Source organism: Bacillus cereus group sp. RP29 (genome assembly GCF_040459765.1).
Lineage (GTDB): Bacteria > Bacillota > Bacilli > Bacillales > Bacillaceae_G > Bacillus_A > Bacillus_A paranthracis.
In genome coordinates, this window is the sequence record NZ_JARVHN010000001.1 from 3417635 (window position 1) to 3439439 (window position 21805).

Consider the following 21805-nt stretch of genomic DNA (forward strand, 5'->3'; position numbering starts at 1 on the left):
CATATATTTCTTACCATATAATAGCCCTGCTGGAACGTAACTTTTCATTCCACCAGGGCTATTACATTTTTACTACTTCCCATTCACAACAAAAGAAATTGGGGAAAATATAGTATTATTCCTATTCTTTGAATCCAGTTCACAATATATCCATACCAATTAATTGAAAAAAAAAGAAAGGAAGAATCCTTCCTTTCTCCTATAACCTTCTACAATTAGCGAGTATATCCGCCACCAAGTTGTTGTTCTGCCATCGCTACAAGGCGTTTTGTAATTTCACCGCCTACAGAACCGTTTGCACGTGAAGAAGTATCAGCGCCAAGTTGTACACCAAACTCTTGTGCAATTTCATATTTCATTTGATCTAAAGCCGCTTGTGCTCCATGTGATGCTAATTGATTAGAATTACGATTTCTAGCCATTACCAATCACCTCCTTATTTATATATAAATTGTGTTAAATTTTAATTTAAATACATGGTAATTTTTGGTTATTTATATTTAAAAAAAAGAGTCTCTACAATGAGAGACTCTTACATCATTTTATACTAAGAAGTTACTACTTCTAAATTTCTATTTGTTAGTACTTTCATTTCTTCTTTTCATATATCTTTCGCATTATGTCCAAACCATTCGAGTGAAACAAAAAAGGTATACTTTAATTGGTATACCTCTTTCAAATATACACTTTACATAATAATATTATTAATATCTTTCCAATAATACGCTGTCTCTTCCACCTGTACTCGTTCTAAAAATTTCGTATCCATTTTTTCTGGATTAAATTTTTCATAAAACTTTTTAGAAGGATTATTCGTAACAACCCAAACTAATAGCGATTGCATATCATTGTTTTTACAATCCGATAAGAAAGCTTGAAATAACTTTTGTCCTATTTTCATTCCTTGATACTCTTGTAAAAGGTAAATCGCATATAATTCTCCCTCACAATTGTATGTACCAGTTCTTTCTACTCCTCCATCGATGAATCCCACTATTTCTCCATTTAACGTCTCTGCTACAAATCTAAATTGATGGTTACTTTCTTTTTGAAAAATGTTTTCCCATTGTTTTTCCCGTTTCTCATATGTTATATTTTCTAAAATCTCGTTAGGGAATATGCCTTGATATGTCGTTTTCCAACTATCAGCGTGGACCTTTGCTATACCTGGTATATCATCTTTTATCGCTCTTCTAATATGTATTTCCATCATTTCTCCCCCTCGTTTACTCATCATTATATCAATTTACTTCCTTAAAAATCCAAACAAAAAAGAGTGAATTCACTTCACTCTTTTTTGTTACAATTATCTACTTTCCACTTCAACTGAAACAACACGATCTATCTCTTTTAGTGAGCTATATAACTCAGTTGTATATAAATCTTCTGGAGCTAAAATAACCATCTCTAATTGCTGAAATGCTCCACTATCTATATCTTTAATCTTCACGCGTTTTACATGCATTCCTAAATTTTTAATCTGCTTAAATATACCATCTAACTCATGATGCTCTTTTACAGTAATTTTAATAGACAAGTCCTTTTGTCTTAATGAATACGGTCCTGCAATTTTCACAAGTTGCGGAAGTACATTAATTGCTAAAATAATTAAAATCATAGCAACCGTCGCTTGTAAATAAAATCCTGCTCCAATCGCAATACCTAAAGCTGAAGCAGCCCACACCATAGAGGCGGTCGTTAATCCAGAAATAACGTCATTACTTCTTCGTAAAATAACACCTGCTCCAAGAAAACCAATTCCACTCACAATTTGAGCAGCTAAACGCATGGGATCCATATTTGTATGCCCTGGAACAGAATATACATGTACAGATTCAATTGAAACCATCGTAATTAAACAACTTGCTACAGAAATAACCATACTTGTTTTCACACCAAGTGGTTTATTCTTTAGCTGCCTATCTATCCCGATGAATAATCCTAAAAAGAGTGCTAAACCTAATTTGAGTAAAAATTCATATGACATATTTCCAGTCTCCTTACTTTACAATGTTTCCCTTGGAATAATTCACTATAACTCTTTTATGATATCAATTCCAGTCTTTTCTATCCATTTAACGTAAAAAACCGAAAAAACATTTGTGACGATGTTTCTCCGGCTTTTTATTACGCTTAAAACTCTTCTTTATTTCTTATCTTTAATCTTAATCTCTGCATCTTTGTAGAATGCTAATTTACTGTCATTATACTCTTTTGTAAAATTGTTAAATTGCTCTTTTGATTTTTGTGCTTCCATAGTTAATTCATTAACAGCCTTAACTTTTTCACCAATCTCTTTTAATTTCGTTTCTTTTACTTTTAATTTTTCATACAATTCTTTTTCGGTCGCTAACGCCTTCGTATAATTTTCATTCATCTTTCGGAATGCATCATAACGATTTTTATACGACTCTTCTACTGCTTTCGCTTGTTTTTGTAACTTTTTATCTTCAAGCTTCTCTATATTTCCTTGAACAGATTTCGTTTCTTTCTGAGCTTTTTCTAGCATTTCTTTCTCATTTTTCAAAGCTTTTTCACGATTATCTACATTGGCAGTAGCCTGCTCTATTTTCTTCATAACAGCGTCATTATGATCTTTACCTTCTTGTAAAATTTGAGAATATAGTTCTTGGCCTTCCTTCTCTAACTTCTCTAATTTTTTCGCTTCATCAACTAATGATTTCTCTTGTGTCGCCGCTGTTTCAAAAGCTGTATATAGGTTTTCTTCTGGTTTTTCACCGAAACAACCTGTTAATAGTCCTACTGATAGTGCTCCAACTACTGCTACTTTTCCATACTTCAACGTTCATTCCTCCATTACATACGGTTATCATGCCAGAAATTCACTGGGAAGTGACTCTCTTCATGATAAGCTTCAAACTCATAACCCTTTTCTTTTAACCCTTTTAAAATTGCTGGCACAGCAGCAACTGATTGCGGATGAATATCATGCATTAAAATGACTTCTTGTGGTTTTGTTGCATTTGTTAATACATTTTGAGCAATTTGTGCTGCAGCTGCATCAACTTGCATTTTATTATATTTCCAATCTAATGAATCAATTGTCCAATCCCACACTTTAAAGCCGCCCTCTACCACTTTATTTCGAAGACTTTCATTTAATCCAGGCATTGAACCGTATGGTGGACGTGTTAATTTAGGTGATTTCCCAATAATATTGGCGATTAAGCTTTGATCTTCTTTCATCTCATTTACATACTCGCCATTTTTATATAACTTTGCAAAATTATGCGTCATACTATGCATTCCTACATAATGACCTTCTGCATTTTCTCGTTTCACTAAATCTGGAAACTCTTTTACATTCGCTCCAATTAAAAAGAATGTCGCCTTCGCATCATGTTGTTTTAACGTATTTAATAATTCAGCCGTATATTTCCCCGGGCCATCATCAAATGTAAGATAAGCAACTTTTCTTTCCTTGCCATTAAAACGACTTGGTGCCGTTTTATTCATTTCTACTTTCGGTTGTTCACTTGCGAGTTGTACTACATTTTCTTGTTTTGCAACAGCCTTTGCTGGTGAAGTAATGGATTGAAACATGAAATACCCAATAGCTACTGCTGCAATCGCTATTAAAACGAATACTACTCGTTTAATTTTAAAAGCTTTTTCCATTCTATCGAATTCCTCTCCCTATTAATCTTATATATAAATCACCCAATATAATTATACATCTATTTATTTTATTACACTATATAAACAGATTTTATATGTATTATAATGGGAGTTTTATCAAAATGGTCGTTCCTATTCCTTCTTTACTTATAATATTTATTGTACCTCCATGAAGCTCCACCATTTTTTTAACGATGGCTAAACCAAGACCCGCACCTGTAGCATAATTATTAATCTGGTAAAATGACTGTTCTATATACGGTAAATGCTCTTTAGCAATTCCAATCCCTTCGTCTTTCACCTTTATCACTGCTTGTCCTTTATTTTTAGTCACTTCAATATATACTTTACCATTTTTATGTGAATATTTAATGGCATTTTAAACAATATTCAAGAAAATTTGCTTTAGTCTATTTCGATCTCCTATCAATTCGATTCTTTCTATAGTTTTGATGAATTGCATTTGCTTCTCTTCAGCATTAGGAGTTAATTGCCAAATCTTCTCCTCTAGTATATCGTATAATTGCACCTTTTGTTTATATAAATTGAAATGATTTAAGTATAAAAAATCGTTACAGAAAAGTTACAAATCCATCTCGATAAAAAAAGATTGGCAAAGGCCAATCTTTTTTTATTATTCATTTCGAACTGGCTTTGGTGTTACACCTAAATGTTCATTTAATTTTTTCGAAATATCTTTCACATTTTTTTCATTTGGAATGTAATAATAAATGCCTCCGATACGTTTATCCGTACCTTCCACTTGCATTTTTTCCATTTCCAAATTAGATCCTGCCATATTTTTCGTAATAGCAAGCATATCATCGAAAGTTAAGTTCGTTTTCATATTTTTATCAACCGCATCAAGTAAAGAGCCCATTTTGCTAATAGATTGAACAGACATCGCTTTTTTAGCAATTGCTTCAATTACAAGTTGTTGTCTTTGACCACGCATTGCATCACTGTCAATTTTACGCGTTCTTGCAAGCGCAAGTGCTTGTTCTCCATTTAAATGTTGGTAGCCTTTCTCTAAATGAATCATACCTGCTTGGTCTTTACTATCTTGTTCAGTGAAAGTAACTGGTACATCAATATCAATACCACCAAGTGAATCGACAATTTGTACGAATGATTCAAAGTTAAACTTCACATAATAATCAACAGGAACATTTAAAAATCTTTCCACTGTATCGCGTGTACTTTCAACACCACCAAATACGTGTGCATGTGTAATTTTATCTAATTTCTTTCTAGATGGAATATATACACGTGAATCACGCGGAATACTTACTAATTTAACTGATTTATCATCTTTATTAATTGTTGCTAATAAAAGTGCATCTGTTCGAACAGCTTCTCCGTATTGGCTTTTTCTCATTTCACTACCATCAACACCCATAATTAGAATTGAAATGTTATCCTTTAAAGGTTCAACTTCTTTATCACGCTTCGATGATTTATCAATTTGTGCATATGCATCACTTACTACTGCTTTTGCTTTATTATATATTAACGATCCATATCCTACTCCACCAAAAATAAGTAAGAACAATGGAATTATAATGAACCATTTTATTGATTTTCTTTTAGAACGTTTTTTACTGCTTCTCGTATTCTGTTCTAATTCAGAGCTCATATCCATTCGCCTCTCTTTCTCTTTCCCAATTATAATGCAAGTCTATTAACCTTCATATTGAATTTCCTTTCAATTACCTTACAATTTTGTAAGGTTACTGCGCAAATCCAATATGTACTCCATTTCACATTATACTCTCGTGCTTATTTTTGGCAAGTCACTATTTATATAAAATTATTTTTAAATTCATATATTATAATTTTATTAGTTTGGTGTATACATAGTTTGCTTTCCATTATTAATAATGAAAACTGATTTTGCTTTTATTTTCGTCTTTTGTATTTCTATCTCTTCATTTGAGAAATTCACAATAATTTCAATATTTTTTCCATACGAAGCTGATTGTACTAACTTATCTTCTGACAAATATGCAAAGTTCGTCATTTCTTCTTTTACTGCCTTTTCATGAACTTCATTCCAAACTTTCAGGTGCTGCGTAATTTCTTGTTTATGCTTATTCCACTCTACTTCATCTAAATGGTACAACGGAGGAACGTTATACAATAATTCGTATAACATACGGTTTCTAACCTCATCTTTTATTTTTAAACTTCCCCATTCCCAGTGATGCGTTGTAATTATAGAATCATTGTATACTAATTTATATAATGGTACTGAATATGCAGGATTTAAATATACTTGTTTATACTCTTCTTTTAACGGTACTTGTTTCGCATATTTTTCTGGAACATTTTGATTCGGTGACCAATATCCACCTACATAATACGGACTTGTTTTGTTTTTCCTCATATCTTCATCGTCCCATTTAATTACAGGCGTTTCAATACCATGAGCAAATGCAATCGTACTACTAGCAAAATCATTTCCGCCTTCAGAACCAACGACCATACCCTTTTCTTGCGCAATGTAGTCCATTCGTTTTAAACGTGCTTTTAAATCTTGCTCTTGTGTCGTTATATGTTTCGCTGAATAGTCATCGTAAATTTCACCTGTCGCATCACAATCAATAAACCATGAATTATATTTAGGTCCATTTTGTAATATATCGTTCATTCGTTCTTTTACACTAGGAAGAGATAAAGTTGGATTTAATTTTCGCCCTCTACCTAAAAACCCTTGCACCTTTTCTCCATTTTTCTTCGTTACAGTAGCCTCTTCGTATAATGATGGGTCATTAAAGGATGCTGTGTTCCAATTTTTATCACTTTTTTCGTGAATGGAATGATATGAGTCATACGGACCAACTAAATACCCCATTTCCTTAGCTTCTGTCACGAAATTAGGTTGCATAAATCCTTGTTCCCAGTTTGGCAGACCAATCCACGCTTTTTCTATTCCTGCCTCTTTCATTTCCTTTAGTATGTCCGTTCCATCTGCATTACCCCATTTACTTACCTCTTCAACCGCATCACCAAGTAGCGACTTTAATAAATGCTTATTTAAGCTATACAATTCTGTATTCGTTAAGTGACCTACACCTTTCTTTAATAGCACACTAGCTTCCTGATTAACGTTTTGAAAAATATCATCTTTATAAAATTCTTTCATTGATAACACTTCGTTTATATAACGTAAAATAACATTTTTTTGATACTTATCAATGAAATCTTGTTTACTTACTTGATCTAATACATTCAATTCCCCAGGCTCTGAACTATATTTTTGAATAAGCTCTTTTATATGGCTAAACAAAGGGCTATTTATTTTCTCTCTTAGCTTTGGCCAATTTACATTACTTTCTGATAAGCCATTTTGATTCCAAAAATAAAAATGAGCTGCACCGTAAAGCTTTTCTATCTCTTTATTTTTTCTAGCCTTTTCTTTTAATGTTTTAAATTCACCTTTTCGAACGATATTGTCTTTATACAGTTTAGCAATACTTACTACATCATTATTTGTCACATATACTTGAAATCCATATGTTTTATTTTTATTTATACGCGGAAATTCATGTATAAAATCAAACCCGATTTTCGGATCCGAATGAAATTTCACCTCATTATTAAACATATTGTTCGCGATATATACAATTGAATATTTCAAACCATTTAATGCGAAAAACTTCATAGAAAATGATTCAGCAAATGAATATGCATCATCCTTTAAAAACTTCTTCCAATTTTCATCATTACTCGAAATTTGCTTCCCTTCCCATAACGGAAGTGTATAATTTTCAGCTTGTACTTTCGGCCAAGTAAAGCTTTCTGCACCAGTCGATTCTACTTCAATATTTAAGTGATCTTTTTTCTTCTCTAGACTCACTTTTACTTTTTGATCTGGATATTCCCAAGATGTACGATCCTTTTCTTTTTTTACATTCAACACCTTCATTTTCGGCAAGGGCTGTGATGCCAGTTCCTTTACGCCATCATGTTCTACAATTAACGTGAAAGTCTCTGGATTGACATCATAAGTAAATTCTTTATACGTTGCTTTCTTTATTTTAGACTCTTGAACAGTATTGCTACCTTTTACATCACACCCGACTAAAGTCGAAAATGACATCGTTGTAAGAAGACATATTGCTATCATTTTTTTCATCTTCTGCACCTCCACCACTGAATATACAGAGGCTTTGTTACAGGAATGTGGCAAAAAAATAGAACCAGCATAATGCTAGCTCTATTTTTGGGATTAAAAATAAATATATATGGGCAACTATAATCTGCTTAATATATATAGTACAATAACCGTGTTTTTTCATCCTCACTAATTATAAAAGCAAATCATTCAAAGCTTTAACATGCATTTCTTAACTAAAAAAATAAGTGTATATAATATACGCTAAAACTAGCACTAAAATTACTAGCGCTGTACCTTTCCAATTCATACCACCCGCCATATCAACTGGACTACCCGTTTCAGCTCTGTTGAGCCCATCATGTAAAGAACCGGTAGAATTGTTTTTCAATTCACTTTGCCTTATACGTTCTCTTTTTTCTTCCGGTAACTCTTTCTTCATATGATCCGTTTACCTCCAAGTTAATATACTCTTTACTAAATTATACATTCATATTTTTCTTTTATATGCAAACATATTTACAACATAAAGAAAGCTAGCGATACTAGCTTTCTTTATAATCCAATATGTTCTTCTTTATTTACAGTAATCCCTCTATGATCAATTTCTAGCTCACACACTTTCATAGACGTAAATACTCTCGCTAATTGCTCAGCAATTTCTTGACGTTTCTCATACGGCGTTAATATAAAAATAGATGGTCCTGCACCGCTAAGCGCTGTACCGTATGCACCGAATTCTTTTGCACATTTACGAATAGATGGTAATAACGGTACAAGCTCTAAACGATACGGCTCGTGAAAATGATCCCTTTCCATCATTTCGCCTACAACTTTCCATTTCTTTTGACATAAAGCAGCTACTAATACATTACTTATTGCACTGGCCTTAACAGCTTCATGAAACGGGAATACATCTGGTAATACAGATCGACTTTCATCTGTATTTAGCTCTTCATTTGGAATAAGAGAAATAACACCTAATTCCTTACTTTCAATTCTTACAACCGAAACATTCTTCCCATCAAGTGCTCCGATTACAGTTCCCCCTAATATAGAAGCAGCAACATTATCAGGATGACCTTCAAAATTTGTAGCAATTTGAACTCTTTGATCAGTCGTTAAGTTCAATTTTCCGAGTTGATTCGCAAGCTCTATCCCAGCTACAATTGCTGATGCACTACTTCCTAGACCTCTTGTTAGCGGAATGTTACTAGTAACTTCTATTATATAGGGTGATAAAGAAGGACATACTTTACATGCCGTGCTAACAATTAAATTTTTATCGTCTGTCGGAATTGAATCTTCAAAGGAATGGATTACTTGCCATTTATCAGCTTTTTCTTTAACTACTACATGTAAATATAATGACAAAGCTATTCCTACTGAATCGAATCCAGGTCCAACATTCGCTGTACTAGCAGGGACACGAATACTTAATGGTATCACGACATAATCACCCCTTTAATATGCTCTTTAATTTGTTCTATATTATTTGAAACACTTGCAATATCTAATGTATTAGAAGAGATTGCGATATCAGGATCTTTCAAGCCGTTTCCAGTTAAAACTGCAACAACTGTTTCTCCTTTTTTGATTTTTCCAGATTGAACATGTTTCATTACGCCAGCTAATGAAGCATTTGATCCTGGCTCAGCGAAAACTCCTTCCGATTTTGCTAATAATCTATACGCATGTAAAATTTCTTCATCTGATACCATATCTATTTCACCGTGAGATTGCTCAGCAGCCTCTACTGCATATGACCAACTTGCTGGGTTACCGATGCGAATCGCTGTTGCAATTGTTTCTGGCTCGTCAATTACATGCCCTTTTACAATAGCAGCTGCTCCTTCCGCTTCAAATCCATGAATTCTTGGCTTCTTATATCCTTTTTCTTTCTCATATTCACAGAAACCCTTCCAGTACGCTGTAATATTCCCAGCATTCCCAACAGGAATCGCTAAAACATCTGGTGCACTTTGCAATTGGTCACAAATTTCAAATGCTGCTGTTTTTTGCCCTTCAATTCGATAAGGATTTACCGAGTTAACTAATGTGATTGGCTCTTCTGCAGCAATATTTCTTACAGCCTTTAGTGCATCATCAAAATTTCCTTCTATTGAAATAATTTCAGCACCATAGGCAACTGCTTGCGCTAATTTTCCATGTGCAATTTTCCCTTCTGGGATTACAATAATACATTTCATTCCAAGACGTGCCGCGTATGCTGCGGCCGATGCTGATGTATTACCTGTCGATGCGCAAATAATGGCCTCTGAACCTTCTTCTTTCGCCTTCGCAACTGCCATTACCATACCACGATCTTTAAAAGAACCTGTCGGATTCGCTCCTTCATACTTACCGTATAACTGAATTCCTAATTGTTTTGATATATTTAATAACGGGATAAGCGGTGTATTCCCTTCCATTAAGCTCACATCAGGTGTGTTTTCGTTTACCGGTAAATAAGAAGCATATTGGTTTAATAGTCCTTTATACATATTGTTTTTCCTCCTCAATAATGTAGTAACTGTTTATTTCACTTGCGACATCTTCTATCGCTCCTAAAACTCGTTCGAATTGATACTTTGAAGTCTGATGTGTCACAACAACGACTTCTGCAAGTTCACGATTTAAAGGTAATTGAATCACTTCTTTTAAACTTACAGAATAATCAACGAAACATTCTGTTATTTTTTGCAACATCCCAGGTTCATCTCGTAATGAGATACGTAAGAAATATTTCGAAACGACTTCTTCATCCCCTTGTAATTCATACGGTTCCGGTTCTTTTAACGCACTTTTATTTTTCTGAACTTGATTCATATTTTTAACGATTGAAATAATATCACTTACTACAGCAGAACCAGTCGGTAACTTCCCAGCTCCAGGTCCGTAAAACATTACTTCTCCTACCGCTTGCCCGTGAACATATACTGCATTAAATTCATTATTTACATTCGATAATGGATGATGACTAGGTAAAAGAGTCGGTTCTACACTTAAATGAATGGCTGATCCTTGTTTCTCTGCTTTACCAATTAATTTCATTGTAAACCCTAACTTTTCAGCCATTTGTAAATCTTCTTTTTCGACCTTTCGAATCCCTCTTACTTGCACATCATCTAAAGAAACATTCATCGAAAAACCTAAGTTTGCAAGAATCGCTACCTTTCTCGCCGCATCTAGCCCATCTACATCCGCTGTCGGATCTGATTCTGCGAAACCTAATTTTTGTGCTTCCTGTAAAGCCTCTTCATACGACCATCCATTTTGACTCATCTTTGTTAACATGTAATTTGTTGTACCATTTACAATCCCCATTATTTTTTCAATTTGATCTGATGCTAATCCGTCTGTTAACCCTCTTAACACCGGAATACCGCCCGCTACACTTGCCTCATAACATAAATCACAATCATTATCGTTCGCCAGTTGGAGAAGTTCTGCACCGTATACAGCCATTAAATCTTTATTTGCTGTTACGACATGTTTCTTATTTCGTAAAGCTTTAACAATATGCTGCTTCGCTTCTTCAATTCCGCCCATTACCTCTACTACAATATCAATATTTGAATCATTTAGAACTTCATCAACATGACTTGTTACTACGATTCCATCAATACAAACATCACGTTCTTTTTCTAAATCACGTACAGCAACTGTCTTCACTTTCACTTCATACCCTGTATCAAGTGCAATTTTTTTATAATGTTCTTTCAAAATATGGACAACACCACTTCCGACCGTACCTAATCCTAACACCCCTACATTAACAACATTATTCATCTTCTAATCTCCTCCTACAATTTTATTTTTTATCTTTATCAATCACCTTACTCTGCTTTTCAATCATGCAGGTGGTGTTTATTTCCGTACGTACAAATCGTTTCATGTTACAGCACCTCCTTTCAAAGTAATAAAAAAACACACTCATCCCTAGGAAAGGGACGAATGTGTTTTCGTGGTTCCACCCTTGTTCCAACCTAGACGTATTTCTCTCTAGATTGCTCAAGTTCAGATAACGGCTGATTCCGTCAATAATTACTAGATTACTCGTTCACTATTGAAGTTCAAAGGTGGTAAAATCATTTCTCGTGTTAGGAAGCTCACACCCTTGACTTCCCTCTCTGTAAACCGTAAAAATGATTCCGTGTCCTTATCGTTACTTTTCGTTCATGTTTATTTGTTAACTCATTATACTCGCATAAAAAACAAAATCAATACTATTTTTTAATTATTTTCAATTTTCAATCTGTAACCCATAAAAAAACACACTCATCCCTAGGAAAGGGACGAATGTGTTTTCGTGGTTCCACCCTTGTTCCAATCCAGACATATTTCCTCCTAGATTGCTCAAGTTCAGATAACGGCTGATACCGTCAATAATTACTAGATTACTCGTTCACTATTGAAGTTCAAAGGTGGTAAAATCATTTCTCGTGTTAGGAAGCTCACACCCTTGACTTCCCTCTCTGTAAACCGTAAAAATGATTCCGTGTCCTTATCGTTACTTTTTCGTTCATGTCTATTTGTTAACTTATTATAGTTATCAACTTTTTAAAAAGCAAGCCTATTTTTGTTCATTATTTTTAAAAATACGAATCATTTTATTTTAAAATAACAAATCATCTAATATAGATTTCTACTCTTGCACATGTATTCATCACTTACAAACTAACAAGATTGATATTAAATTCTCATTCTAAAACGTTTAGAGTTTCACACCTCAACACTATATTTAAAAAGTAATTTTCTTAATATAATCTTTCCCTATAACTTTCTTCTAAAGAACGTGCAACATCTTCTTCTGAAGCATTCACTTTCGCATGCTCCAACAACATTTTTGCTGCTGAAGGTAACTCTTTTTTATGTAACCAAGATTCCGGATCCCACATTTTAGAACGAATAAAAGCTTTTGCACAATGAATATAACACTCTTCTATTTCAACAACAATTCCAAGTAGCGGATTGCGTCCATTTACCTGCATTTCTTGCAAAATTTCTTCGTCGTTTGTTATATACGCTCGGCCATTTATTCTGAGTGTCTCCCCAAGGCCTGGGATAAAAAAGATTAATCCTACACGTGGATTGGAAATAATATTCAAAATGGAGTCTATACGACGATTGCCTGGTCTTTCTGGAATGATAATTTTATTATGATTGAATACGTATACAAATCCAGCTGCATCTCCTCTCGGCGAAGCGTCACACTCTCCTAATTTATTTGCCGTAGATAATACTAGAAAAGGAGATTTAGACAGAAAATCTACGCAATGGTGGTCTAATGATGAAATAACCTTTTTCAAAGCTCGCTCACTTGGTTCCCCTAATATTTTCCGTAATTCTACCTCAGTTGAAATAATCGATTTTATTTCCTTACTCTCTATTCCCACTAATACCGACCTCCCTTTTCTTTATTTTCCCAAAATTCAATACAAATATTGTATAATAAAGTTTGCAGAAAGGGGAATTAAAATGACAGAGTGGTTAACAATATTTGATACTGAAAAAAATATACTTGGGAAGAAATTACGTGATGAAGTGCATCGTGACGGTGATTGGCACGAAACATTTCATTGTTGGTTTGTAGAGAAAGATGATGAAGATATGTTTTTATATTTCCAATTACGCTCTAAAAATAAAAAAGAAGCTCCGAACATTTGGGATATTACTTCAGCTGGACATATTATGCATGATGAAGATGTACAAAGTGGTGGTCTTCGTGAAATTGAAGAAGAATTGGGGCTTTCTTTTCAAACGACTGATTTAGCATATAAGGGCATCTTTAAAATAGATTATGAAATTTCAAATCTTACGGATCGCGAGTTTTGTCATATGTATTTCCACAATGTCATCAATCCACTTCCATTCGCACCAGGTGAAGAAGTAGACGATGTGATGAAAATACATGCAACTTCTTTTCTACAGCTATTAAAAAGAGAGATTCCATCTTTTACAGCTACTTCTGTTTTGAGCAATAAACCGCTAACGATAACTTTTGATGATATCTATCCATATGATCTTGCATACTATGAATTTGTTGTTGAACAAGGAAAAGACTTACTAGAAAATAATAGTTTATAAATAAAATAGGACTCCTAGCATTATATTGCATGAAGTCCTATTTTTTCATTATTGTTCAAGCATTTTTAATCTACTCTCTACTCGTATAAATAAACGAATGATTAATAACAGCATAATCACCATAATCGCTATCATTGTATGTGGATATCTAAACAGTATACTAACAACACTTCCAATTAACATCATAATGAATCCGTTTTGCTTCATCACTTCTGCACTATACCTATTACCTACATCCCATAATTCTTTATTTTTCATAGATCGTTTCGTACGATAACCATATGCCGCATTAATATCGGTCGGTGGATTTTTTTGAAGGACAATCGCCGCAAGTATAAATATAATACCTATTAAAATACTCATTCCTATGTTTATTAGTGCATACATCAATTATATTCCCTCCTAACAACCTACAGCTTCATTATACGACAAAATCCTTCTTTTTCCAATTTAACAACACATTCACTTCCGCTCTTTCGATGTTTGGAACATACTTGGCAGCGTTACAAAGCGCGCCCCTTTCGTTTTTAACTGCGGAATCATTTTGTCTAGCGCCTCTACAGATCCTTGCAGGCGTCCACCTGGAGTTGAATGTTGAAGTATGATACTACCAGGGAATGAGTTCCCTAACACATTATTTGTAATCGTATCAGCACTTACACCTTTCCAATCAACTGTATCCACACTCCACTGTACAATCATAAAGTTTTGCTCAGTTGCCCAATGCAATTGATTTTCAAGTATTTCACCATACGGCGGGCGTATAAATTTAGGAGCATAGCCGGCTATACGTTTTAATATTTCTTCCGTTTTTATAATTTGATTACGGTACTCATCCTCATTTACTTTCGCTAAATTAGGATGACTATACGTATGATTACCAATTACATGCCCTTCATTCGCAATACGCTTTACTACATTTGGAAACTTTTCTGCATTTTCACCAAGCAGGAAAAAAGTCGCTTTTACATTATGTTGTTTTAACTTATCTAATATTTTTGGCGTAAATTCTAAATCCGGTCCATCATCAAATGTAAGTGCGACTTCCGCTTTATTGTACGGTCCTGAAAATGCGTACGCATATTTTTCGACCCAAGAAAATGGTGTCCACGATCCACGTTCATCTGCTTTCATTTGTACTTCATAGCTTTGAGGGATATATGTGTATGGCAATGTTCTTATATAATCTCCGTAATAAAATAAGTTATATGGCATATAGGCATACGAAACATCTCGTTCTAGCCCCCATTGATATGGAGCAAACCCTTCTGGTGAATAAAAATAATACATAATAAAAACCTCCCTAAAGTTTCATATGTGATTCATCTGCACTTTGTTAGAGAAATTGTTATTCATAAACAAAAATAAGACTGTCCGTCATTTGGACAGTCTTACTGCTGACTATTATTAATAAATTGATGTACTATCTTTCGGTAAAGCTTTCACATGTTTTAAATAACTTGTCACTCTGTCATCATCACCTTGCGGGTACGAATATCCATAAGCGTTAGCAATTTCGTTCGCCACTTCCCTAAATAAATTACCCATGACAAAGAATGATTCCCATATGTTTTCATATTCTGCATTAGAAAATGTCCTCTTAAATTGCACCCACATATCTTTTTCAATATATTTCTCGAAATGCTTTCCAAACTTCCCTGCATTAACTATAAAGTCTGTTTTCATACCAATATGCCATTCTAGCATTACTATGAACATATCTCGCACTGGGCCATCAAGCATTCCTTTTGCATAAGAAAGCTCTTCTCTCCATAACCCTTTTGCCACATTCGTACTACACCACCAAAATTCATTACAGCAACCTAAAAACTCTTTTTCTGTAGGCTTTTTTATTAAGTAATCTTTATCGCTTGCTGGCGGGAATTCTTCCATACAATTATCTTTATCGAGAAGTAATTTACTTAAACTATCTTGTCCAACGAACTTTTTTATTAAATCAACCGGAACTAATGTTAAATCAATCCGATTTCCATCCATGAACTGCATTAAATACGGAAACTTCCCGTCTCCATCTGGTGGAACTAATGACATTTCTTCTGGCATTTGTACAATCATTATTTCTCCAAACCTATGAATCCAATTATGATTAGACGTAAAAGAGCGTATATCTTTTACAACATATATAATATCGTAGTCTTGAAAACAATCTCTTTTCACATTTGGATTTACACGCGATCCATTCATGATGACAGCTCGAATTCTTTCATCCTCTTTTGCTGTATTTATAATTAAGTCCAGCATTTCTTTTTCAGTTCTCATCTATTCCTAACCTCCAATTTTTAATATAAACTTATATTTTGAAGTATGTTGGAGGTCCACGAGCTAACTGCGTTGTATACGATACAAGTTATAATTTTTCAAACATCTTTTTCATTCTATTTATCTCCTTTCGTTATTCTTTTACGAAAATGTAAAATCTTTCGGTATTCATACATCACTCATATATTGATCAACAGCCGTCCACTTCTCAATCATACTCATGGAAATACCATCGCTTTCAATACTTTTCTACTATTCACTTTCAATTATACATAAAATTCTGTCTTATATACAAAAAATAAAGAAGGGACATCTACTTCATTACAAAATAGATATCCCTTCTTTTGTTTATACATGTATCCCTTACGGATTAGTAGACCAAAGTCCTGCTGATTTAATAAATGTACGTTTATTTAATTTCAGCTGCGCTACGATAAACTCTGCAATATCTTCTGCTTGCATAACTTTATCAGGATTTCCATCAGTTAGCCCTAAATCTACAGCCATATCTGTTGCTACTGTACTTGGAGTTAAAGCAGTTACGCGAATGTTATGTTTACGAACTTCCATCGCTAACGATTCTGTTAAGCCAAGAACACCAAATTTAGAAGCACTATATGCACTTGTTACAGGTGCACCTTTTTGTCCTGCTGTAGATGAAATGTTAATGATATCACCAGATTGTTGTTCAATCATGCTTGGTAAAGCTGCACGAGTTGCATAGTATACACCCATTAAGTTTACTTGAATGATTTTTTCCCAATCAGCAACGTCTAGTTCTAAAAACTTACCGAACTTAGAAATACCAGCGTTATTAATTAAAATATCGATAGATCCTAAACCGTTTTTTAACGTCTCAATTGCAGTAGTCACTTCTTCATATGAAGAAACATCAGCAGTCGCAATAACAGCTTTTACGCCTTCTGCTTCTACTTCTTTCGCTACAGCTTTTAAGTTTTCTTCTGAGCGAGCTAAAAGACCTACATTTACGCCCTCTTTCGCTAATGCGATCGCTACAGCGCGACCAATCCCTCTACCTGCTCCTGTAATTAAAGCATTTTTGCCTTGTAATAATTCTGCCAAGTATAACACTCCTTAATCATCTCAGTTATGTATTATATTAAAATTGTATCTATGTTTATGTAAAAAGGCAATGATGCACTTTCATGTGCGTAGGTTACTTGTAGGTAACTATAGAAAGTTCTTATTTATAATTCTCATCTTTTTGCCATAATTCATGTAAAATAGAAATAAATTCCATAAAGGAGAGCATATGCGTATGAAAAGAAAAAATGGTTCTTGTCACTATCTGCAGTCGGACTATTTAGCATATTTTTGGCTATGTACTTTATATTTGGTAATCCACTATATTATAAAGTAATAGAAAAAGAAACTAACGAATATCTCCATACTATAAAAGGATATAAGCAAAAAGAAATACAAAGCATAACCGGAAAATATACTTCCCTTTATAATATCGGCTATTATGCAGAGGTAGTATATAAAGACGAACCTTATTTTACATACTCTTATACATACGATAATAATAAAAAAATAATACAAGACAATGGCATTTTAGGAAAACATACTGAATCATTTGAGCATCTTAATTTAAATTGGTCACTGTTCGATCAACTAATACAAGGGATTCATACGAACTTACAAGAAAGAGGTTTAAGTGAAAAAAGGATTATTCTATACGACACATTCATTTCATTGATATAGATGATGATAAAAACGATGCAGAAGCATACGTTGACTTTAAAAAAGATGAATAATGAAGGAAAAGCTTATCAATATAGTTGCAGTAATGGGAAATGTATTTTTAAAGAAAAATAGTGTTAGAAGCTTCCCCTTCTAACACTATTTCTCTTCATGATTCGGAATACGTACAATAAATTCCGTACCACTGCCTTCCTCACTCTCGACTTTTATTTCTCCTTGATGAAGTTCGAGTACTTTTTTTACGATAGCCAAACCTAAGCCACTCCCTCCATAAGCACGATTTCGTGAAGAATCCGCTTTATAAAAGCGCTCAAAAATATGTTGCTTCTGTTCTTTTGATATACCAATTCCTGAATCGCGAATACGTACTTCCACTACTTTCTCATATTCTTTTAACTGGATTGTAATTGTGCCACCACTTGGAGTAAATTTAATACTATTATGAATTAAATTAATCCAAACTTGACTCATACTTTCTTGGTCAGCAGTAATGTGCACTTTCTCTAAATTAAGTTCCAATTCAATTTCTTTTTCAGCCCAGAGCGGTTCACTATTTAACACAATTTGCTTTAACTGTTGATCTAATCGATAAGTTACTCTTTCTGGTGTATATTCTTCCGACTCTAAAAGGGTAAGCTTCAGTAAATTTTGACTTAGTTTAGATAATCTCGTCGTTTCCGTTTCAATAATGGTAAGGTAATGCTCTCTCTTTTCCTCGGAAAGATTGTTATCTTGTAGCGCTCTCGCAAATCCTTTTATAGAAGTTAATGGTGACTGTATTTCATGAGAAACATTCGATACAAATTCCTGGCGCATTTTCTCCATCGCATTTAGTTCATCTGTCATATCATTTATACTTTTTACGAGCACACCAATTTCTCCATCATATTTCTCTTCATTTCGTATTTTTACGGAGAAGTCCCCTTTTGCAATTTTTTGTATCGGTTCAATAATAGTCCAAATCATCGCCTCTCGCTTCGGTCTCATTAATACTGCAATTAATATCCAAAGAAGAATCATAAATATAAAACTGAGTATGTCACTAATGAGGTAGGTAACAAAAGGAGATAAATGTATTGCAAGTGCATCCAATATACTAGATGATACATAAAATGCTGTAGACCAAATAATAGTAAGAAAAGAAAAGAGTGCTATTATCGCTCCCGTTACTTTTAGCATCTTGAATTTACTCATTCGCTCTCTTCTTCTCATTTACTTACCTCTAAGCGATATCCTAAGCCTCTTATCGTTTTAATACTAAATCTCGATTTCTCTTCTTGGAACTTCTCACGTAACCGATTCATATGAACATCTAATGTTCGCTCATTTCCTTCAAAATCATATCCCCATACATCTTCAATTAATTGCTCTCTCGAACAAGTTCTTCCCGCTTTAGAGCCTAAAGTAAATAGCAATTCGAATTCTTTTAGTGGTAACGTAACTGTTTGTTCACCAATTGTAACTTCAAATGTTTTACGATTTAACAGTACATTTCCAACTTGAATTGATTGCGATACTGTAATTTGGTAACGTTTCAATAACGCCTTAACTCTCACTACTAGTTCTATCGGATCAAATGGTTTTACAAGATAATCATCCGTTCCAAGATGAAATCCTTTTACTTTTTGAGACGTTTCTCCTTTAGCAGTTAACATCAAAATCGGAATATCATAGTATTTCCTTAATTCAAAACATACATCAAATCCATCCATATTTGGCATCATGATATCAAGAATAACCATATCAACTTTCACTTCATCTATTTTTTGAAGTGCATCTAGACCATCAATTGCTTCATATGTTTGAAATCCTTCCCGCTCTAAAAATACAGAAACAAGTTCTCTAATATGCGGATCGTCATCTACTATTAAAATTTTTGGTAGCAAAGAAAACCTCTCCTTTCTACGTAGCATCTTTCATATAACTTTTAAAAATGAATCACCAGCGGAGTATAAGCCCCACTGATGATTCATTTTATAATACGCCCTCTTTAATTTTCAATTGTTGCGTTGCAAATTCACGATACATGTCATGTGTGCGTAACAATTCATCATGTGTACCACTACCTGTAAGATTCCCTTTTTCTATAAAGATAATTTTATCTGCATCTACTACAGTAGAAAGTCTATGTGCAATAACTAACGTTGTTCTGCCTTTCATTAAGTTATTTAATGCCTTTTGAACGACAGACTCTGATTTACTATCTAAACTAGAAGTTGCTTCATCTAACATAAGAATTTGTGGATTTCGAAGTAACGCTCGGGCAATGGCAATTCGCTGTCTTTGTCCTCCAGAAAGTTTCACACCACGTTCTCCAACTTCTGTTGCATATCCATTTGGCAAATCATGAATAAATGCATCCACATATGCCATCGCCGCTACTTTTTCAATTTCTTCATCTGTCACTTCTCCCTCAACGCCGTAACAAATGTTATCCCGAATCGTTCCATCGATTAACGGACTATCTTGTGAAACGTAACCAATTTGACGTCGCCATGACTGTAACGAATAGTTCGTAATTGTATCTTTCCCTAATTTAATAGCACCGCTAGTTGGCTCATAAAAACGTTCTAACAATGAGAATAACGTCGTTTTCCCGCTACCACTTGGTCCTACGATTGCTGTTACTTTTCCTGATTCAATTGTGAAATCAATATTCTTTAACACTTGCTCTTCTTCGTTATACTCGAAATGTACATTTTCAAGAACGATTGGCTGCTTAGCATTTGTGACTTTCACACCTGTTTCATGATCTTCTACTTCATATTCTAAAATTGTATTAATTCTTTCCGTTGCACCAATTGCCTTTTGGAATTGTGTAAAGAACATAGATAATTGACTCATCGGCATTATAATTTGAACTAAATATAAAATAAACGCTACAAGTTCACCTGTAGTTAATGCACCGCTAGAAACACGCATCCCACCATACCCTACGATAATAACAAGCAATGCCATTAAAACAAACGACATAACTGGTGAAATTAACGCTTGCACTTTCCCTTCTTTCAAACCAAATTGCAATAACTTTTCGATACCTTTATTTCCAGTTTCATATTCTCTTTTTTCTGTGTTCGAAGATTTTACTAAACGAATTTCTGATAATACTTGCGTTAGCACACTTGTAAAAGAAGCCGTTTCATCTTGAAGTGCTTTTGAAATCTTATACATTTTTCGTCCAAGTGGAACTAAAATAAGTACTGATAATGGAATAACCGTTAAAAGTAAAAGTGTCATTTTCCAATCTAAAACAAATAATACGATTAATGATCCGACAATTGAAATACCGCCTGTTAATAAATTTGACAAATGCTCAGAAATTAATGTCTTCACAACACCTGTATCATTTGTCATTCGGCTAATTGTATCGCCTGTTCTATTTTGATCATAATAAGATACTGGCAATATAAGTACCTTTTTCCACAAACGTTCTCTTAATCCAGCTACAATCCTCTGTCCTATATAATTTAATAAATATATAGATAATCCTGCAGCTATAGTTTGCATAATAAAGAAGGCAACTAGCCCAACAATTTGTCCTGTACTAATTGACGAAAGTGAAAAATTATCTACTAATCCTTTTGTTAACATCGGAATAAATAAACTCGCTCCTGTAGAAAGTAAACTCATGAATAACGCAAAAATTAATATCCCTTTCGGAGGATTTGTATCTTGAATAAGGCGTAAAAACTGCCTCCAGCTCCCTTTTTTCTTCATTTCATTTTTAACTTCCATTTCTGTCATCTCCTCGTGTTAAACAAAACTGTTCTTTCTAAAAGTAGAATACAATACGAATGTAAACTGAATGTAAACACACTTTTTCTATTTTTACAAAATATACATAAAAACTCATCTTTACAACAGATATAAATATCTGATATTATTACCTAGTGCTAAATATTATTCTATGCGAATGATAAATAATCAATTTACAATACTATATAAATCTCCCGT

At 33.8% G+C, this 21805-nt stretch carries 20 protein-coding genes, 2 pseudogenes and 2 other annotated features; of the genes and pseudogenes, 2 read left to right on the forward strand and 20 right to left on the reverse strand.

The window, feature by feature from the left end; genetic code table 11:
• Window positions 1-215 precede the first annotated feature (215 nt).
• The 13 genes and pseudogenes from QCI47_RS18225 to QCI47_RS18285 form a co-directional block, all read right to left on the reverse strand.
• Window positions 216-422, reverse strand: a complete 207-nt coding sequence (locus QCI47_RS18225) for an alpha/beta-type small acid-soluble spore protein (protein WP_000113545.1) — start codon at window positions 420-422, stop codon at window positions 216-218.
• Window positions 423-688: 266 nt separating this feature from the next.
• Window positions 689-1213, reverse strand: a complete 525-nt coding sequence (locus QCI47_RS18230; protein WP_048520149.1) for a GNAT family N-acetyltransferase — start codon at window positions 1211-1213, stop codon at window positions 689-691.
• A 93-nt stretch (window positions 1214-1306) separates the two neighbouring features.
• Window positions 1307-1987, reverse strand: a complete 681-nt coding sequence (locus QCI47_RS18235) for an MgtC/SapB family protein (RefSeq protein WP_000119508.1) — start codon at window positions 1985-1987, stop codon at window positions 1307-1309.
• 159 nt (window positions 1988-2146) lie between these two features.
• Window positions 2147-2803: a YkyA family protein gene (locus QCI47_RS18240; protein ID WP_309422695.1), complete on the reverse strand. Its 657-nt coding sequence runs from the start codon at window positions 2801-2803 to the stop codon at window positions 2147-2149.
• A 14-nt stretch (window positions 2804-2817) separates the two neighbouring features.
• A complete protein-coding gene (locus QCI47_RS18245) occupies window positions 2818-3639 on the reverse strand; it encodes a peptidoglycan-N-acetylglucosamine deacetylase (RefSeq protein ID WP_000409387.1) in 822 nt (273 codons plus the stop codon).
• Window positions 3640-3739: 100 nt separating this feature from the next.
• Window positions 3740-4204, reverse strand: a pseudogene (locus QCI47_RS18250) (sensor histidine kinase); the annotation flags it as partial.
• Between the two features lie 69 nt (window positions 4205-4273).
• The gene (locus tag QCI47_RS18255; protein ID WP_002163688.1) at window positions 4274-5275 is read right to left on the reverse strand and encodes an LCP family protein; all 1002 of its coding nucleotides are present in this window, start codon (window positions 5273-5275) and stop codon (window positions 4274-4276) included.
• 204 nt (window positions 5276-5479) lie between these two features.
• Window positions 5480-7777, reverse strand: a complete 2298-nt coding sequence (locus QCI47_RS18260; RefSeq protein WP_076875041.1) for a glycoside hydrolase — start codon at window positions 7775-7777, stop codon at window positions 5480-5482.
• Window positions 7778-7988: 211 nt separating this feature from the next.
• Window positions 7989-8198 (reverse strand): DUF6366 family protein, encoded by a 210-nt coding sequence (locus tag QCI47_RS18265; protein WP_000711909.1) that lies wholly within the window; start codon window positions 8196-8198, stop codon window positions 7989-7991.
• A gap of 113 nt (window positions 8199-8311) precedes the next feature.
• Window positions 8312-9205, reverse strand: coding sequence for a homoserine kinase (gene thrB, locus QCI47_RS18270; protein WP_000612668.1), 894 nt, complete (start codon window positions 9203-9205; stop codon window positions 8312-8314).
• Window positions 9202-10260 (reverse strand): threonine synthase, encoded by a 1059-nt coding sequence (thrC, locus tag QCI47_RS18275; protein ID WP_000276454.1) that lies wholly within the window; start codon window positions 10258-10260, stop codon window positions 9202-9204. Before thrC ends, thrB begins: the two co-directional genes overlap by 4 nt.
• A complete protein-coding gene (locus QCI47_RS18280; protein ID WP_353811906.1) occupies window positions 10253-11548 on the reverse strand; it encodes a homoserine dehydrogenase in 1296 nt (431 codons plus the stop codon). Before QCI47_RS18280 ends, thrC begins: the two co-directional genes overlap by 8 nt.
• A 154-nt stretch (window positions 11549-11702) precedes the next feature.
• Window positions 11703-11934: a binding site (T-box leader), on the reverse strand.
• A 113-nt stretch (window positions 11935-12047) separates the two neighbouring features.
• Window positions 12048-12279: a binding site (T-box leader), on the reverse strand.
• Window positions 12280-12516: 237 nt separating this feature from the next.
• Entirely contained in the window at window positions 12517-13155 is a 639-nt protein-coding gene (locus QCI47_RS18285) for a pyridoxamine 5'-phosphate oxidase family protein (protein ID WP_242264993.1), read from the reverse strand.
• Window positions 13156-13237: 82 nt separating this feature from the next.
• Here QCI47_RS18285 and QCI47_RS18290 point away from each other — a divergent pair, with 82 nt between their 5' ends.
• Window positions 13238-13846: an NUDIX hydrolase gene (locus QCI47_RS18290; protein ID WP_000141398.1), complete on the forward strand. Its 609-nt coding sequence runs from the start codon at window positions 13238-13240 to the stop codon at window positions 13844-13846.
• Window positions 13847-13894: 48 nt separating this feature from the next.
• Here QCI47_RS18290 and QCI47_RS18295 read toward each other — a convergent pair whose 3' ends face one another.
• The 4 genes from QCI47_RS18295 to QCI47_RS18310 form a co-directional block, all read right to left on the reverse strand.
• On the reverse strand, window positions 13895-14233 hold the full coding sequence (locus QCI47_RS18295) for an SdpI family protein (protein ID WP_000271090.1): 339 nt from the start codon (window positions 14231-14233) through the stop codon (window positions 13895-13897).
• Window positions 14234-14308: 75 nt separating this feature from the next.
• Entirely contained in the window at window positions 14309-15136 is an 828-nt protein-coding gene (locus QCI47_RS18300; RefSeq protein ID WP_061130945.1) for a peptidoglycan-N-acetylglucosamine deacetylase, read from the reverse strand.
• A 117-nt stretch (window positions 15137-15253) separates the two neighbouring features.
• Complete coding sequence (locus QCI47_RS18305) at window positions 15254-16126, reverse strand: aminoglycoside 6-adenylyltransferase (RefSeq protein ID WP_309422693.1); 873 nt, start codon at window positions 16124-16126, stop codon at window positions 15254-15256.
• A 363-nt stretch (window positions 16127-16489) separates the two neighbouring features.
• Window positions 16490-17209, reverse strand: coding sequence for a 3-ketoacyl-ACP reductase (locus tag QCI47_RS18310; protein WP_000818985.1), 720 nt, complete (start codon window positions 17207-17209; stop codon window positions 16490-16492).
• 258 nt (window positions 17210-17467) lie between these two features.
• On the opposite strand from QCI47_RS18310, the pseudogene QCI47_RS18315 reads away from it, so the two are divergent.
• Window positions 17468-17965 (forward strand): annotated as a pseudogene (locus QCI47_RS18315) (DUF3139 domain-containing protein).
• Between the two features lie 24 nt (window positions 17966-17989).
• Here QCI47_RS18315 and hitS read toward each other — a convergent pair.
• The 3 genes from hitS to QCI47_RS18330 form a co-directional block, all read right to left on the reverse strand.
• Entirely contained in the window at window positions 17990-19063 is a 1074-nt protein-coding gene (gene hitS, locus QCI47_RS18320; protein WP_309422692.1) for an envelope stress sensor histidine kinase HitS, read from the reverse strand.
• Window positions 19060-19737, reverse strand: coding sequence for an envelope stress response regulator transcription factor HitR (gene hitR / locus QCI47_RS18325; RefSeq protein ID WP_000937025.1), 678 nt, complete (start codon window positions 19735-19737; stop codon window positions 19060-19062). Before hitR ends, hitS begins: the two co-directional genes overlap by 4 nt.
• Window positions 19738-19825: 88 nt before the next feature.
• Window positions 19826-21586: an ABC transporter ATP-binding protein gene (locus QCI47_RS18330; protein WP_353811907.1), complete on the reverse strand. Its 1761-nt coding sequence runs from the start codon at window positions 21584-21586 to the stop codon at window positions 19826-19828.
• Window positions 21587-21805 lie beyond the last annotated feature (219 nt).